Raw genomic sequence first — 14,530 nt, 5'->3', positions numbered from 1 at the left:
TAGATGAGAGATACCTATCTCATTTTAAAAACGCGTCGCTGTCCGTTATAGCTTTTCAATAAAAAAGCTGTAGATCATTTTCTACAGCTTTGATACATATCTGAATTTTTCTGGCAACAGCCATTATCATATCGACTAAAACAAATCTGGACGTGTTATGAAATAATCAATAACCAAACATACAAACCAACAAGCGTAATAAACAATGTCGGAATCGTTAAGATAATACCCGTTTTAAGATACGTTCCCCATGAAATTTTCACGCCTTTTGTTGAAAGAACATGAAGCCATAAAAGCGTCGCTAAAGAACCAATCGGGGTAATTTTCGGACCTAAATCCGATCCAATAACGTTTGCATAAATCAACGCTGCCTTGATTGTTCCAGCCGCGTGTGTTGCATCGATTGCTAGTGCATCAATCATAACGGTTGGCATATTGTTCATAATCGATGAAAGAATAGCCGCAGTGAATCCCATGCCAATTGTTGCTGCAAACAGTCCATGACTAGCCGTTGCTTGGATCACGTCAGCCAGAATTTCTGTTAAACCAGCATTACGCAAGCCGTATACAACAACATACATGCCGATAGAGAAAAAGACAATCGCCCATGGAGCTCCCCGTAACACTTTTTTTGTATGAACCGCTCGGCTTTTTTTAGCCATCATCAAAAACAGAATAGCAATAATACCTGCAATAATCGAAACAGGGACGCTAAAGAATTCTCCAATTAAATAGCCTAGCACTAACAAAACTAAGACAATTCCAGATAATCGAAACATCTTTTCATCTTTGATGGCATCCACTGGCTTCTGTAAATCTGCTACATTGTATTTCTTAGGAATTCTTTTGCGGAAATACAGATATAAGACCATAATACTTGCAAACAGAGAAACCAAATCTGGAACAATCATGCGTGATGCAAATTCAGAAAAGCTAATACCGAAGAAGTCGGCTGATACGATATTTACTAAGTTACTAACAACAAGGGGCAGCGACGTTGTATCTGCAATAAATCCACTTGCGATAATAAACGGAAAAACCATTTTATCGTCGAACTTTAATGCCCGAACCATGGCTAGTACAATGGGTGTTAAAATCAACGCTGCTCCGTCATTAGCAAATAGCGCTGCTACAACGGCTCCAAGAAGAGACACGTACACAAACATACGCACGCCGTTCCCTCCTGCAGCTCTAGCCATATGAAGCGCTGCCCATTCAAAGAAACCAATTTCATCTAAAATTAAAGAAATAATAATAATAGCAATAAACGTAAGAGTCGCATTCCACACAATGCTGGTTACCTCAAGAACGTCTTGAAAATCAACAACGCCTGCCAGTAAAGCAATCATAGCTCCCCCGCAAGCCGACCAGCCGATTGATAAATTTTTCGGCTGCCAAATGACAAAAATTAATGTTACTAAAAAAATCAATGATGCTAGTACAACTGATGCCACTTTTTAAACCTCCAATTATTCACAACAACTAATACGCAGTCCTTGTTTTTCCAGCTCTTTTAAACGTTCGTCCTGACTTGGTACAGATTCAAGTATGCCCAGAACAAACTCATAGTACTGGCTTTCTTTATTAAGAGAATAAAAAACCCATTGCCCTTTTCTTCTTTCCTTCACAAGTTCAGCATCTCTTAATTTTCGTAAATGCTGACTAATTGAAGGTTGGCTAGCTTGATAGATATCTACGAACTCACAAACACAGCATTCATTGTTCTCTATTAATTTAACCATCGAAAGCCTTGTTTTATCTCCCAATAATTTTAAGATTTGGGCTGCTTTTTCAATACTATCTATAGATTTTGTGCTCATTAATGAATACCTCCTACTCCCTTTCAGTTGATAGATAATAATGTGCTTATGTATTAATGCTCATTACTATAATTGATTTCTAAATGCTTTACAATTTTTTAGTAAACTAAAAGTGATTTAGTAGTTGTCTAAGGATTTAAAGAAGTTATTTTTCCCCTACTAATCTAAACAAAATCTAGCACATAATACTATAGGTATATTTTCTCGTAAAAATGCTCCTAATGTCCTTGGACAAACATACATACTTATTTTGTCGATCCGCATAAAATATAGAGAAAAATAAGAAAAGATGATTATGATAAAAAAACATTATTCCTATTATAACCCTCAAGATGGTAAATATTATGTAGACAAGCCTTACTCTCTTAGAGACAATAAAGTATCGCCCTCTGCTTCCCCTAAAATTCCTTTGAAAAATACAGCCGACAGAGCTTTTAAAATCCCTGTATTCCTCAGCCACCCTTCTATGCTTAATACTACTCAAACAAGATTTCTTAATCGTTTAATTGATGAAATTGAACGTGCTCTTCTTTTCCCTCGTACACTGCCTGATACAGAGCAATATCCTAATAAAACAATAACAAGCGTTCGCCGAATGATACTCTCTAGCTATGGGTTGATCGCGGTGAATATGCAGCAAGTCTTTGCCAATTATACCATGACGAATATTCCCGGCGGTACACCTCCGCCACCATCATGGGAAGGTGCTCCGTTTTTACAAATAGAGCCAAGCATGGGTTACCAACGAGGCCTGCCTTTACTTCTTATCAAAGAATCAGGTGTCAATAGTATAGGCGTTTGGAATCCATCAGTAGTTCCTTTCTTTATTATTGAATGAGATTCTACAAAACCGCTTGATGAGTTTTTTAACCGTGTTGAATGGAGAGAAATATTTCAAAACTGGGTGGCTCAAGTACGAAATGGCTACTTTATTCAAACACAGCCTTCCTATCGATACGGCCCGGATGATCTATAGAAAGAGTTTCAACCGAAGAGCACTTTCGAAAGCTGTTTCTATAAAACAAGTTGGAATGCGAGGTGAATATAATTGACTTTAATTAATAGTGGGACATGCGTAGGAGTTCTATATCGAGCTAATGCCGGTGCCTCTTGCAGAAACGGGTACTGTGTTCATAATGGAAGATTAGTAGGCGGCGTCATAAGCTCAAATGCTGGTACCTTAACGGTTACAAGAAGCATCGATAACACAAAGTTACAGACTTATAATGGTATTCTTCTTAGCCACCGAGCCGTAAACCGAACGACAGGCCAAGTCACGCAGCAGTATTTGTATTTTAGAAAAAATCAGTTAGAAAAAGTAGAAGTTACGCCTTATACACAATATAGTGACCCTAGCTGTCAAAGAGAGAATCATTATAATATCCCTGATATTATCTATCCTGGTGAATGTGTAGGAATCAGATATCGGATAGGAGATGAATGGCATATAGGAAATGGGCGATATCTATATTGGACAGGCCAAGTGAATCACTGTATATTTGATGAACGTTCGCAAAGTACAAATAGACAATTTTTACGGCAGATTTGGTACGCACATTGGGTACTCGATCCAAAAAATGAACGAAATATTATACACCAAAAAACCTCCAGAGGACCTGGATCTCCAAGAGGTGAGCGTAGAATTTATGTGTTTAAAAATCTGCTTCCAGCAAACGGTGAGACCGTCCTTGTAAAAGCTGCTTCTCCTGTAAATTCTGCTTCCTGGCCTTTTCGTATTATCTATCAGTAAGAAAAATAGAGAATAATCCTTCGTTCAACTATAACTTCCAGCCTACATTAAGTTTCTTTTCAACATTCCACCAATAATGTGAATGCCCATCCAAATATTACTGACTACCAGTTGGATGGGCATTTTCTTAAATTTTTTCTTTTTTTATTTGTACATATGGTTCGCTTTTTCTCTTTTTTGTAAAAAAATAGAGGCACTAATCCACGAAGTAATTGGAATAATAATGGCTACACCAATGCCTCCGCTTAAGATAGAAATGACTTCTGCACAAAAGGTTTTTGAATTGATAATATCTCCAAACGAATACGACAATCTCTTAAACCATATAATTAAAGTCAAATATCCCCCTACAAATGCAAAATACAGTGTATTGGTTGTAGTGCCTAAAATATCTCTTCCAATTTTCAGTCCTGAATTGAAGAGATTTTTTTTAGTTACGGACGGGTCATGAACAAATAATTCATTCATAGAAGATGAAATAGATAGCGAAATATCAATGATCGCTCCTATGGCTCCCATAATAATTGTACAAATGGCTATTTTAGCAAAGTCAATTCCAACGTAAAGTGAAAAAGCGTTAATTTCTTCTTCTTGTTCTTCTCCAAACCCTTGAATCATGGCATGATGTTCAATGATAAAAATAAAGAGTACTAAAACGGCTAAGGTAATAATCGTTGAAACAAACGCAGCAAGCGTTTTATGATTGAATTTATTAATATAAAATAAATTAATACAGCTAATGATTGTACAAGCGATCAACGTAACAATAATCGTATTTTTTATAGACAGCATAAAGAGAATGGTTAGAAAAATAACGCCAAAATTCAAGAACAAAGCAAGGAAAGATCTAATTCCTTTTTTTCCGCCCACCATACTCATCAAAATAAATAAAATAAGAGCAAGCAACAGTAAAACGTTCACTTTCTGTTCCCCTTCCTAAAAATAAAAAGAATCGAAAGATAGAGTGTAATTGGAATCGCTAGCACAATGCCAATGCTGCCAGTAAGAGCACGGATTAACTCTAACGAGAAATTCATTGAAAACGTGTATCCTAAAGGAGAACCGTTTTTTAAATAAAGAAGGACCATTGGAATTGTTCCACTTATATATGAAAAAAATAAAATATTCGTCATGGCTCCCATAATGTCTCCGCCAATTTCCTTGCCCGATTTCAGTAAGTCTTTGTGCGCTATCTCTTTATTCTTTTCATATAGTTCATAAACAGAAGAAGTAATGGTAATAGCTACATCCATCACAGCTCCTAATGATCCTATTAGTACCTCACTCATAAATATTTTTTGAGGAGGAATCGTCACAAACTCCATTCCTTCATAATGAAGACCGTTCGAATCTGTTAGCTGCATGACGATGTACGCAATTAATAGAGAAACAAACGTACCTATTAAAGTTGAAATAATTGCTACATGCGTTTTTTCTTGATTACCGCTTACTAATAATAAAGAAATAACTGTAAAAAGAACGACCGCAACAATACATACAGCTAGCAAGCTCACATTCCCTAGTGCTAAATATACATTGAGAGCCCCGATTAAAAGTACAATATTAATAAATAAGCTAATGATTGAATAAAAACCTTGTTTTTTTCCAATCGCCAGCAAAATTAATATAAATAAACCCGCGACAGCGGTAACCTGCGTGTCCCGCTTCACTCCTTCAATCGTGCCGCTTAAAGCATGCTGTGAATTCTTTTCTAAGGAGACAAAAAGATCTGTTCCGACAGTGTACTTTTGATCATAAGCACCTGAGTATGAGTACGTATTCTCTAAATGAATAAGCTTCCCTTTGTATTTTCCGTTCATGATTTTAGCAACAATTTTTTGAGAATATACGGTATCTTTGTTGTGATTTAAATCAGTAGATTTATTTTGTTCTACAACATTCGTCTTCACTACCTCCGCTATCGGTTTTTTATAAAGCGAATAATTGTGGTTTGTTACTATTAGCGCTATACACAAACAGCAAATTCCTAGTATATAGAGAAAGATTTGTTTACGCGATAATTTATTAAACTTTTGCTTCGAAAAAAGATTCCTTATATGCTGGGAATACAGAGGTGACATCACATAATTCCTTTCTAGTTATTATTTGAACGCAGAGCTCTTGAACATGAAGAGACTGCAAAGAGATCTAAGACACTTTGCAGTCTCTTCATTCGTTTATTTATTATGGGTGCTATACAGCAAAACACACTATGATCATGCAAGACACTCCACCTGCTATTTTTCATTCCGTACTGTATCAGAGAAAAGTGAAATTATAGTGAAAACATAGAACGATTTATCTACTTCACTAGTTTTTTATGACTATCTTATATAATCATAGGAATATAAAAACAAATAGAAAACTGTCTGCGCTATAATAAATTGACTTTATAGCTACTGATTAGTTATAAAACTCATGAAAAGCGACAAATAGTTGCTAAAAACAAGGAGGTTATTTCATGTTAACGAAAAAAACACTTGTCATGCTTTCTACTCTCACCCTTGTAACAACATGCGTAGCATTCAGCACTCCAACTACTGAAGCAGCTGCTAAAGATACCTACTCACAAAAAATTGAAACTAAAGCAGAAACAAGGCCTACGCTTCGTAAAGGTTCTCACTCTAGCTACGTAAAGGACTTACAGCAAAGCTTAAAAGATGTGAAGTATAACACATCAGTTGATGGAATTTTCGGTACGCAAACACAAAATGCAGTAAAAGAATTTCAAACCGATCACAGCTTGTCTCCAGATGGTATTGTTGGCCCCTTAACATGGGCAGCTTTAGATGAGAACAAGGTAGAAAGAAAGCAATTTCCTGTCAGCACAGCTATTACATTCGGTAAAAAAGAACTCGGTGACAACATTGTCTTCAGTACAGACGACCGCTTACGGAAAGATAACAACGATAAAACTTACTACAGATTCGTAGCAAAAAACAAAGACTGGATGGATCAAGGCGGATCAGGTACCGTAGGGTGGTATCATATTTACAAAAATGGAGATGTGATTGAAGCATCCAATTAAACCTATTTACAAATAACGGTTCGAAAAAAGCCTTCATAATCACTCTTTTGAGTGATTTACTATTTCCCTTACAGAATGCTAAAATTTAAAGGAATCATTCCGTAGGTACTTTACTTTAACAAGAACAGCTTTTTCTCCCCGCAGCTGTTCTTGTTATTTTTTAATAAAAATGAAAAAAGCAGCATGCTGAACATTCCACACGCTGCTTTTTGCGATTCCAGGACTACTCTGCGGGTCGAGGTCCTGCTTCTCGTCCTGAGTTCTCTACCGTTAATATGGGCCGAACGGTGATATCTTCATTTACACGAATTTGACATGATAAGCGCAAGTGATCTTCAATTGAACTTTCTGAGTAAGCATTTTTCTCTGCGTGTGTTAAATCACAATATTCACCTTCAAGCACTTCTACCCTGCAAGTCGTGCATTTAGCTTTCCCGCCGCATCGATGAAGAATATTTATACCGTTGTCTTCGAGTGCCAAGACAAGCTTTTTTCCTTTTGCCACTTCAAAACTTCCGTATCCTAAAACGGTTACTCTTGGCATGTATCTCCCTCTTTCCCTCTACTGTGTACAAGCGATTTGAATTACACTATATGCAGTTTCTTTTTATTGCATGCCTAAATCCAATTAAGAAGACCATCATTTTGTAATACGGCAACTAAAACGACAATCCCAAGTATAATAACAGGTATCAGTGCTTTTAAAATTTGATACTTAGATAATTCTATACGTTGAGGCTCCTTTAACAAATGACTTTGATTTAACTCAGTATTGTTTTCACTTTCTTTATGATTCATGTTCCTCTGCCTTTCTATTTTTTATAGTGCGGTTCATATCTACTTCTGCTGAAATCACAAAAATAGACACAGAATTTCTTCATAAAAACCATCTTAACCTTTTTAAGAACATGCTATACCAACAATGCTATTTTAAAACAAGCCCCTAGCACATGTTTCAAATAAACAAATTCATCTTGTTTCTCCTTTTAATAGCGTCAGATCAGAAGACTAGACTTTTCACATCACTAAGTGCATGAGCAAGGTCGTTATTTATAATCAAAAGTAAAACCCCATAGCGAGTCATGGGGTTTTACTTCGTACGTTGTTTTTTTGGAATTTTAATTTGTTTAATATCTCCCAACACATAAATATAAAAAATTAAGCCTAGCAACAATACAATTCCCGCTACAATAAAGCTTAGATTAAAAGAACCGGTTTTATCCAAAAGATATCCCGTTAAAGCTGTAGCTATAATTCCACCAAACAAATTATTAGCTAAATTAACAATAGAACTGAGAAGAGAAATGGAGCCTGCAGGCGCAATTTCAGCAGAAATTGACCAGCCGATTGGTGCCGTTGCAGATATACCTGCCAGTCCAATCGAGATACAAATCATCGCTACTACAACACTATTGGTGAAAATAGAACCTAAAAAAACAAACCCTAAGCATAATCCTACAACAATGATCGTGCGATATACTTTTTGACTGTTATATCCTTTTTTTATGAGGTAATCAACAAGCCAACCGCCAACTAAAATGCCAGCAAATGTAGCAATTAGCCAAGGGACTGCCGTAAGCAGACCCGATGACATGATATCCATACCGTATTTCTCTTTTAAAAAAGTTGGCAGCCACGTTAACAGTAAATTAAACGTATATCCATAGCCTGTAAACCCAATCATTAGCCCCCAAACTTTTCGATTCGTAAATAATACTTTTAAGGTATGTAAAAATTTTGATGTTTGTTCATCGTTCGCATTTAAATTATTTTCTTGAATATACTTCAGCTCATCATCTGATATGCGTCTATGCTTTTCTGGTTTTTCGTAATAAAACCAAAACAGCAGCGTAAACAGCACGTTTATAATTCCAATGGATAAAAATGCTGTGCGCCAATCAAATTTAGTGATGAGAAATGCTACAAGAGGCGCGCCAAGTACATTTGAAAATTTGGCTGCTGAATCAAACAAAGAATTTGGTAAGCTTCTTTCGTTTGGAGGAAACCATAGAGATGTAGCTTTTGACGCTGCTGGAAAAGCTGAAGCACTCATTATTCCTATTAAAAATCGAACGATATAGAGAAGAAGTTTTCCTTGCAAAAATGCCATCGACATCGTTAATAAACTCCAAATCACCATACCGACTCTTGTTACCCATGCTACTCCGAACCGATCAAGCAAGCTTCCGGCAGGTATTTGCATGATCGTATAAGAATACGTATAAATAGAAAAGACAATTCCGAGCTCTGTTCCCGTTAAGTGAAATGCATCTTGTATTGCAGGAGCGGCCACTGACACCGCTACACGATCAAAATAATTTAAAATAATCATACTGCTTAACAAAGATGAAATGAACCATCGTGTGCGTCCTGTTGGCTTTACTGTATGTTCACTCATAGCTAGCTCCTTTCATCAGTAGTTTGTTCGTTTTATTACCGTAGCATTCTACTTAATACCACAACTTCTTTTGAAAGAAACATACGTTTTCTTCATCCATCATGCAAAAAATCCCTCATGATAAAACATAAAACAAGAAGTAAACAAAAAGAGATTAAGTCATAACTAAATCAATCCAAACTACAGCTAGAAGCAACGACCTACATTCACCATAACAACGAAAAAATCCAAACGATGAATCGAGATTCTCAATCAAGAATCTCGATTCATCGTTCGGATCTTCCTTCACCTAAAATACTTTTGTACCAGCCTCTTTTTTCGCTAACAGTCTATTTGGCTGAAAGTTCACTTTCGGTTACCCACTTGTGATTTTTTACTTTCTCTCCGCCTGTAGTCGGTGCGTAGTCTACCATGTATACCGTTGTTTTTTCGGCTGAATCAATGGTTGCTTTTGCCCCTTTCATACCTTTCATATGATCTGCTTCAAGCGTTACTTCGCTACCTGGCTTTAACTGCTCGTTACCCGCACCTTTTATTTCTTCTTGAATAACCCACTTATGATTTTTTACTTTTTTCCCGCCAGTCTTTGGCGTATACGAAACGGTATAGGCCGTAGTGTCGTAAGCACCAACAATCGTTGCTTCAGCCCCGTTCATGCCTTTCATATGATCTGCTTTTATAACGGCTTTATCTCCAACTTTATATGTTGGATTCTCTGCTTTTTTTAATCCTTTTGGAACCTCTCCTGAACTAGAGTGATTCATCTCTGAGTGATCGTGCATGGATTCGTTTTTGTCAGCTGAAGGCTTTTCATGACTAGAATCGTTTCCGCATCCGCTTAGTCCAATAATGACAGATGCCCCAAGAATAAATAGCTGTTTTTTCATAACAGTCCCTCTTTTCCACATAATAAACTTTAAAATAAAAATCATTTAATCATTAGAAACAACTTATCTTTGCCTACTCTTCTTCTTGTCTTTATTGTAGCCAGAATTTGTGCAGATTTTGTGAAGATGAAGGTAATTGGGCACGAATAATTCCTGTGCCTAAAAAAGGCCCTCGTATGAATCACTTACCATAAGGAAAAAATATAAAAATAAAAGGAGGAAAGAAACATGCTAAAAATACGCTTTGCTCTGTCCTCACTGTTACTTGCGTTTAGCTTGGTGTTTGGAGCCCCTTTTGCTTCCGCACACTCCACTCTCTCATCTAGCGTACAAAAAATAGAAGTAACGTCCATTAAAATGAAAACGCTCAAAACATTTATCGATGAACAAGATATGAATGCATTCACTAACAGTATTAAAAAAGCGCAGCATATGAAACTTCTCTTAGATGAAGAATCTGCTGGGAGCATCGATTGCAAAATGACCATTACCTATGGAAATGGTTCTAGCCGTCATTACTTCATTTGGATTATGGATGATGGACGTGATGTGCTAATTGCTCAGCAAAAACACCCAGAAGACCTTCATCTTAAAGGGTATGAATTGAATCAAAAAAATTCCTTGCACCTAACAAAGCTGCTAAAGAATATTCTTTAGCAGCTTTGCTTTTAGATCACTTTCACCGAGAATGACTCGATGACTCTAATATTTTTTAGTTTATATTGCCCACATAGCATATACTGCTATGACTGCGAGCACGTACAAAATAGCTGAGACGATCCACTTTTTCATATCTTATAGCCTCACTCTCTGCAATCGCAGTGCATTTAATACAACCGATACAGAACTAAAGGCCATCGCAGCTCCAGCGACCCAAGGGGCTAACAGCCCAACTGCTGCAATTGGAATACCAAGCGTGTTGTAGCCCATTGCCCAGAATAAATTTTGTTTAATATTAGAAATCGTTTTTCTACTCATTTCAATCGCATCTGCAATGCTCATCAAGTCTCCTCGCATCAGCGTAATATCAGCGGCTTCCATCGCTACATCCGTTCCTGTTCCGATGGCCATTCCAATATCAGCTAACGCAAGTGCAGGAGCATCATTAATACCGTCTCCTACCATTGCGACTTTTTTACCTTGCTGCTGAAGCTTTTTTACTTCTTCTGCTTTGCCTTCTGGCAACACTTCTGCTATAACGTGCTCAATACCCGCTTGCATCGCAATAGCCTGAGCTGTTTGACGATTATCACCTGTAATCATCATCACTTCTAAACCCATTTCTTTTAACCTGGAAACTGCTTCTTTAGAAGTCACTTTAATGGTATCTGCAACAGCAAGCATGCCGGCATATTTTCCGTCAAGAGCAACGAGCATAACCGTTTTTCCTTCTCGTTCTAAATTTGTCATTTCTTCTAAGGCTGTATCAATATTCACTTTATGTTGGTTCATAAGCTTTCTTGTTCCCACTAACAGCTCTCGCTCTTGTACAGTTGCTTTCACTCCATACCCTGGAATAGCTTCAAAAGATAACGGATCTTGAATCTCTATACCTTTATTTTTTATACCTGCTACGAGTGCTTGAGCGAGAGGATGCTCCGACAAACGCTCAGCCGATGCAACTAACTGCAATAGCTCATTTTCTTCGTAGTCTTGTGCAATACGTACATCGGTTAACTCGGGAGTTCCATTTGTAACAGTTCCCGTTTTATCTAAAAGAATCGTATCGATTTTATGCGTTGCTTCTAAATGCTCCCCGCCTTTAAACAAAATACCAAATTCTGCTGCGCGGCCCGACCCCGCCATAATGGAAGTTGGAGTAGCTAAGCCTAACGCGCATGGACATGCAATCACTAGTACGGCAATGAGCTTTTCTAAAGCCGGTGCAAATTCGCCAGGCGCAATCCAAATATACCAAACAAAGAAAGTAAGAAGTGCAATTCCGACTACAATTGGCACGAATATACCTGAGATATAATCAGCTAATCGCTGAATAGGCGCTTTAGAACCCTGCGCTTCTTCTACTACTTTAATAATTTGTGCAAGCGCCGTCTCCCTGCCAACGTTTGTAGCTTTTATTTTTAGAAAACCATTTTTATTAAGTGTGGACCCAATGACTTTATCTCCAATGTTTTTATCTACCGGTACGCTTTCACCTGTCAGCATGGACTCATCTAAGGCCGATTGCCCTTCAATAATCTCTCCGTCTACAGGCACTTTTTCACCAGGCTTAATAAAAATAACTTCGCCTTTTTGGACTTCTTCCACTGGAATTTCAACTTCCGCTCCGTCTCTTATGACAACGGCCGTTTTAGCCTGTAAGCCCATCATCTTTTTAATTGCCTCTGAAGAACGGCCTTTGGCGTTTGCTTCAAATAATTTCCCTAAAAGAATCAGCGTAATCAATATAGCGCTCGTTTCATAGTAAAGCTGATTCGTATGAGCAGATGACCCAAGTGATTTAAGAGAAAAGTATAGACTGTAGAAATAAGCTGCACTTGTGCCTAGTGCTACTAAAACATCCATGTTGGCACTTTTGTTACGCAGAGCTTTAAATGCGCCTACATAAAATTGCTTCCCTACCACGAATTGAACAGGCGTAGCTAAAGCAAGCTGAACCCATGGATTCATCAGCATATGAGGTAAAGGAATAAACGACGTAAACGTAAAATGGCTAACCATTGCCCATAATAACGGTACGCTTAAAATAAATGAAAACCAAAACTTTCCTTTTTGTTTACTCAGTTCTTTTTCTCTATAGCTTTGCTCTTCTTCTTTTTCTTCCGACTTTAGCTTTGCTCCGTATCCAAGCTTTTCAACTCGCTTCGTTATATCTTGCGGAGCTATTTGAGAAGGGCTGTATTCAACAGAAGCCGTTTCTAAAGCAAGGTTAACACTTGCCTTTGTCACGCCTTCTAATTTGTTTAACCCTTTTTCAATACGAGTCGAACAAGCGGCGCACGTCATGCCCGTAATAGCAAATTCGGCTTTTTCACTTACAACTCCGTACCCAAGCTTTTCAATTTTTTCTTCAAAGGCCTGTGGACTTGTTTTAGACGGATCAAATATGATAGTAGATCTTTCCAAAGCCAAATTTACGTTTGCTTCTTTTACACCTTCTATTTTTTTTAATCCTTTTTCAATTCGGTTAGAACACGCTGCACATGTCATACCCGTAATTTGCAAGGTGGCTTCTTTTTGTTTGTCACTCATCACGTTTCGCCTCCTGTTATATACCTATTAGGGGTATATAATTTTCCTAAATCAAGCGTGCGAAGGTATTCGCACGCGATGCTGTTTATGCTACGTCATAACCTTGGTCATCAATAGCCTCTTTAATATCTTCGACCGTTACTTGACTTGGATCAAATGCAACTGTTACTTTTGCATCTTCTAAGCTTACTTCTACGCTTTTAACGCCATTAAGTTCGCCTACACCGCCTTCAACAGCTTTGACGCAATGACCGCAAGACATTCCTTGTACTGATAATGTTACGTTTTCCATTTCTAGCATCTCCTTTATTTCATTAATCGTTTAATGGTTGTTAATAATTCATCTACTACTTCTTCATCACCATCTTGCACACGTTCTACAATGCAATGCTTCAAGTGACCTTCAAGCAAAATTTTACTTACACTATTTAAAGCAGACTGCGCAGCTGCGATTTGAGTAATCACGTCGTCACAATACGTATCTTTTTCGATTAATCCTTTAATTCCTCGAATTTGTCCTTCAATTCGATTTAATCGGCTTGTTAGATTTTTTTTCACTTCTGGAGAATGGTGACTTTTTCTTTCACTATTTATCGTACAACATTTTTCTTCACTGTTCATGTGATTCGCTTCGACCATCTAACATCCTCCCTTCATGACTTCATCATACTATACCCCCCTACCCTATGTAAAGGGAAAAGGTCGCTTACTTTATCTTTCCACCAATTTCGATAGCTATGCTCATATCATTTTCAACTAACATCAACCCACTTATAGCCTATTCCCCATACGGTTTGCAGGTATTCGTCTACAGGAAAACCCGCTTTTCTAAGCTTATCCCGAACATTTCGCACATGGGAGTCAATAGTCCGATCTCCAATCTCAGCCTCATATCCCCACACTAACACAAGCAAGTCGTCCCGGCTGAACACACGATTTAAATGCTGAAGAAGTAATCCCACTAATTCAAACTCTTTAGGGGTCACTTGAATGTACTGATTTTTATATTGTAATACGTGGCCTTCCTTGCTCCATACTAAGCCTTTATAGGTGATTTCATTCTTTTCTTTTAAAGAACGTCTAAGAACCGCGCCGATGCGTGCAACCAATTCTTCTTCGCTAAACGGTTTAGTAATATAGTCGTCTGCCCCTATATTTAATCCTTTTACTACATCTAACGTTTGGCTGCGGGCTGTGAGCATAATGACCGGTAGATCAGACATTTTTCTTACTTTTTGACAAATCTCCCACCCATCTTCGCTTGGCATCATAATATCTAATAACATCAAATCTGCTTTGTTACCTTCATAAAGATAGCGCAGCGCTTCTGTGCCTTTTTCAAATTTTATACATGTAAATCCGTTTGGCAGCAGATAAAGCTCTAGTAAATCCAGCATCCTTGCTTCATCATCTACTAATAAAATAGTGGCCATC

At 37.6% G+C, this 14,530-nt stretch carries 16 protein-coding genes; 4 read left to right on the top strand and 12 right to left on the bottom strand.

What is annotated here, in order from left to right:
* Positions 1–155: 155 nt before the first annotated feature.
* Entirely contained in the window at positions 156–1,454 is a 1,299-nt protein-coding gene (locus ACFX4R_RS10530) for an arsenic transporter (RefSeq protein ID WP_377569528.1), read from the bottom strand.
* Positions 1,455–1,469: 15 nt separating this feature from the next.
* The gene (locus ACFX4R_RS10525) at positions 1,470–1,820 is read right to left on the bottom strand and encodes an ArsR/SmtB family transcription factor (protein ID WP_013056623.1); all 351 of its coding nucleotides are present in this window, start codon (positions 1,818–1,820) and stop codon (positions 1,470–1,472) included.
* A 295-nt stretch (positions 1,821–2,115) separates the two neighbouring features.
* Between ACFX4R_RS10525 and ACFX4R_RS10520 the strand changes: the two genes are divergently transcribed.
* Together ACFX4R_RS10520 and ACFX4R_RS10515 are read left to right on the top strand one after the other, a co-directional pair.
* On the top strand, positions 2,116–2,658 hold the full coding sequence (locus ACFX4R_RS10520; RefSeq protein ID WP_322551975.1) for a hypothetical protein: 543 nt from the start codon (positions 2,116–2,118) through the stop codon (positions 2,656–2,658).
* 210 nt (positions 2,659–2,868) lie between these two features.
* A complete protein-coding gene (locus ACFX4R_RS10515) occupies positions 2,869–3,570 on the top strand; it encodes a hypothetical protein (protein WP_043981976.1) in 702 nt (233 codons plus the stop codon).
* Positions 3,571–3,714: 144 nt separating this feature from the next.
* Here the strand turns inward: ACFX4R_RS10515 and ACFX4R_RS10510 are convergent, their stop codons facing one another.
* Complete coding sequence (locus ACFX4R_RS10510; RefSeq protein ID WP_043981974.1) at positions 3,715–4,491, bottom strand: YibE/F family protein; 777 nt, start codon at positions 4,489–4,491, stop codon at positions 3,715–3,717.
* Positions 4,488–5,480: a YibE/F family protein gene (locus ACFX4R_RS10505; RefSeq protein WP_377569526.1), complete on the bottom strand. Its 993-nt coding sequence runs from the start codon at positions 5,478–5,480 to the stop codon at positions 4,488–4,490. Before ACFX4R_RS10505 ends, ACFX4R_RS10510 begins: the two co-directional genes overlap by 4 nt.
* 551 nt (positions 5,481–6,031) lie before the next feature.
* Between ACFX4R_RS10505 and ACFX4R_RS10500 the strand changes: the two genes are divergently transcribed.
* Complete coding sequence (locus ACFX4R_RS10500; RefSeq protein ID WP_043981970.1) at positions 6,032–6,598, top strand: peptidoglycan-binding domain-containing protein; 567 nt, start codon at positions 6,032–6,034, stop codon at positions 6,596–6,598.
* A 223-nt stretch (positions 6,599–6,821) separates the two neighbouring features.
* Here the strand turns inward: ACFX4R_RS10500 and ACFX4R_RS10495 are convergent, their stop codons facing one another.
* The 4 genes from ACFX4R_RS10495 to ACFX4R_RS10480 form a co-directional block, all read right to left on the bottom strand.
* The gene (locus ACFX4R_RS10495; RefSeq protein ID WP_013082802.1) at positions 6,822–7,142 is read right to left on the bottom strand and encodes a 2Fe-2S iron-sulfur cluster-binding protein; all 321 of its coding nucleotides are present in this window, start codon (positions 7,140–7,142) and stop codon (positions 6,822–6,824) included.
* A 74-nt stretch (positions 7,143–7,216) separates the two neighbouring features.
* Positions 7,217–7,396, bottom strand: coding sequence for a hypothetical protein (locus ACFX4R_RS10490; RefSeq protein WP_013082801.1), 180 nt, complete (start codon positions 7,394–7,396; stop codon positions 7,217–7,219).
* Positions 7,397–7,688: 292 nt separating this feature from the next.
* Complete coding sequence (locus ACFX4R_RS10485; RefSeq protein WP_043981968.1) at positions 7,689–8,996, bottom strand: MFS transporter; 1,308 nt, start codon at positions 8,994–8,996, stop codon at positions 7,689–7,691.
* 329 nt (positions 8,997–9,325) lie between these two features.
* Positions 9,326–9,883, bottom strand: coding sequence for a YdhK family protein (locus ACFX4R_RS10480; RefSeq protein ID WP_034652802.1), 558 nt, complete (start codon positions 9,881–9,883; stop codon positions 9,326–9,328).
* A 228-nt stretch (positions 9,884–10,111) separates the two neighbouring features.
* On the opposite strand from ACFX4R_RS10480, the gene ACFX4R_RS10475 reads away from it, so the two are divergent.
* Positions 10,112–10,540 carry a hypothetical protein gene (locus ACFX4R_RS10475; RefSeq protein WP_377569524.1) on the top strand — a complete coding sequence of 143 codons (429 nt, stop codon included), beginning with the start codon at positions 10,112–10,114 and terminating at the stop codon, positions 10,538–10,540.
* Positions 10,541–10,678: 138 nt separating this feature from the next.
* Here the strand turns inward: ACFX4R_RS10475 and ACFX4R_RS10470 are convergent, their stop codons facing one another.
* The 4 genes from ACFX4R_RS10470 to ACFX4R_RS10455 form a co-directional block, all read right to left on the bottom strand.
* Positions 10,679–13,096: a heavy metal translocating P-type ATPase gene (locus ACFX4R_RS10470; protein WP_377569522.1), complete on the bottom strand. Its 2,418-nt coding sequence runs from the start codon at positions 13,094–13,096 to the stop codon at positions 10,679–10,681.
* Positions 13,097–13,181: 85 nt separating this feature from the next.
* Entirely contained in the window at positions 13,182–13,388 is a 207-nt protein-coding gene (copZ, locus tag ACFX4R_RS10465; protein ID WP_013082796.1) for a copper chaperone CopZ, read from the bottom strand.
* Between the two features lie 14 nt (positions 13,389–13,402).
* Positions 13,403–13,735, bottom strand: a complete 333-nt coding sequence (locus tag ACFX4R_RS10460) for a metal-sensitive transcriptional regulator (protein WP_013056612.1) — start codon at positions 13,733–13,735, stop codon at positions 13,403–13,405.
* A 113-nt stretch (positions 13,736–13,848) separates the two neighbouring features.
* Entirely contained in the window at positions 13,849–14,529 is a 681-nt protein-coding gene (locus ACFX4R_RS10455) for a response regulator transcription factor (protein ID WP_043981962.1), read from the bottom strand.
* Position 14,530: the final 1 nt, after the last annotated feature.

It is taken from the genome of Priestia sp. YIM B13490, from assembly GCF_042787735.1.
In the GTDB taxonomy this organism is placed as follows: Bacteria; Bacillota; Bacilli; order Bacillales; family Bacillaceae_H; genus Priestia; species Priestia megaterium.
The sequence above is the reverse complement of the archived record's forward strand: the minus strand, read 5'-3'. Positions and strand labels throughout refer to the sequence as shown.

Excerpts from the sequence above, each read along its gene's own strand:
- ACFX4R_RS10485 (WP_043981968.1), bottom strand. The coding sequence starts at position 8,996 with ATGAGTGAACATACAGTAAAGCCAACAGGACGCACACGATGGTTCATT.
- ACFX4R_RS10495 (WP_013082802.1), bottom strand. The coding sequence starts at position 7,142 with ATGCCAAGAGTAACCGTTTTAGGATACGGAAGTTTTGAAGTGGCAAAA.
- ACFX4R_RS10490 (WP_013082801.1), bottom strand. The coding sequence starts at position 7,396 with ATGAATCATAAAGAAAGTGAAAACAATACTGAGTTAAATCAAAGTCAT.
- ACFX4R_RS10520 (WP_322551975.1), top strand. The coding sequence starts at position 2,116 with ATGATAAAAAAACATTATTCCTATTATAACCCTCAAGATGGTAAATAT.
- ACFX4R_RS10475 (WP_377569524.1), top strand. The coding sequence starts at position 10,112 with ATGCTAAAAATACGCTTTGCTCTGTCCTCACTGTTACTTGCGTTTAGC.
- ACFX4R_RS10480 (WP_034652802.1), bottom strand. The coding sequence starts at position 9,883 with ATGAAAAAACAGCTATTTATTCTTGGGGCATCTGTCATTATTGGACTA.
- ACFX4R_RS10525 (WP_013056623.1), bottom strand. The coding sequence starts at position 1,820 with ATGAGCACAAAATCTATAGATAGTATTGAAAAAGCAGCCCAAATCTTA.
- ACFX4R_RS10470 (WP_377569522.1), bottom strand. The coding sequence starts at position 13,096 with ATGAGTGACAAACAAAAAGAAGCCACCTTGCAAATTACGGGTATGACA.
- ACFX4R_RS10460 (WP_013056612.1), bottom strand. The coding sequence starts at position 13,735 with ATGGTCGAAGCGAATCACATGAACAGTGAAGAAAAATGTTGTACGATA.
- copZ (WP_013082796.1), bottom strand. The coding sequence starts at position 13,388 with ATGGAAAACGTAACATTATCAGTACAAGGAATGTCTTGCGGTCATTGC.
- ACFX4R_RS10500 (WP_043981970.1), top strand. The coding sequence starts at position 6,032 with ATGTTAACGAAAAAAACACTTGTCATGCTTTCTACTCTCACCCTTGTA.
- ACFX4R_RS10455 (WP_043981962.1), bottom strand. The coding sequence starts at position 14,529 with ATGGCCACTATTTTATTAGTAGATGATGAAGCAAGGATGCTGGATTTA.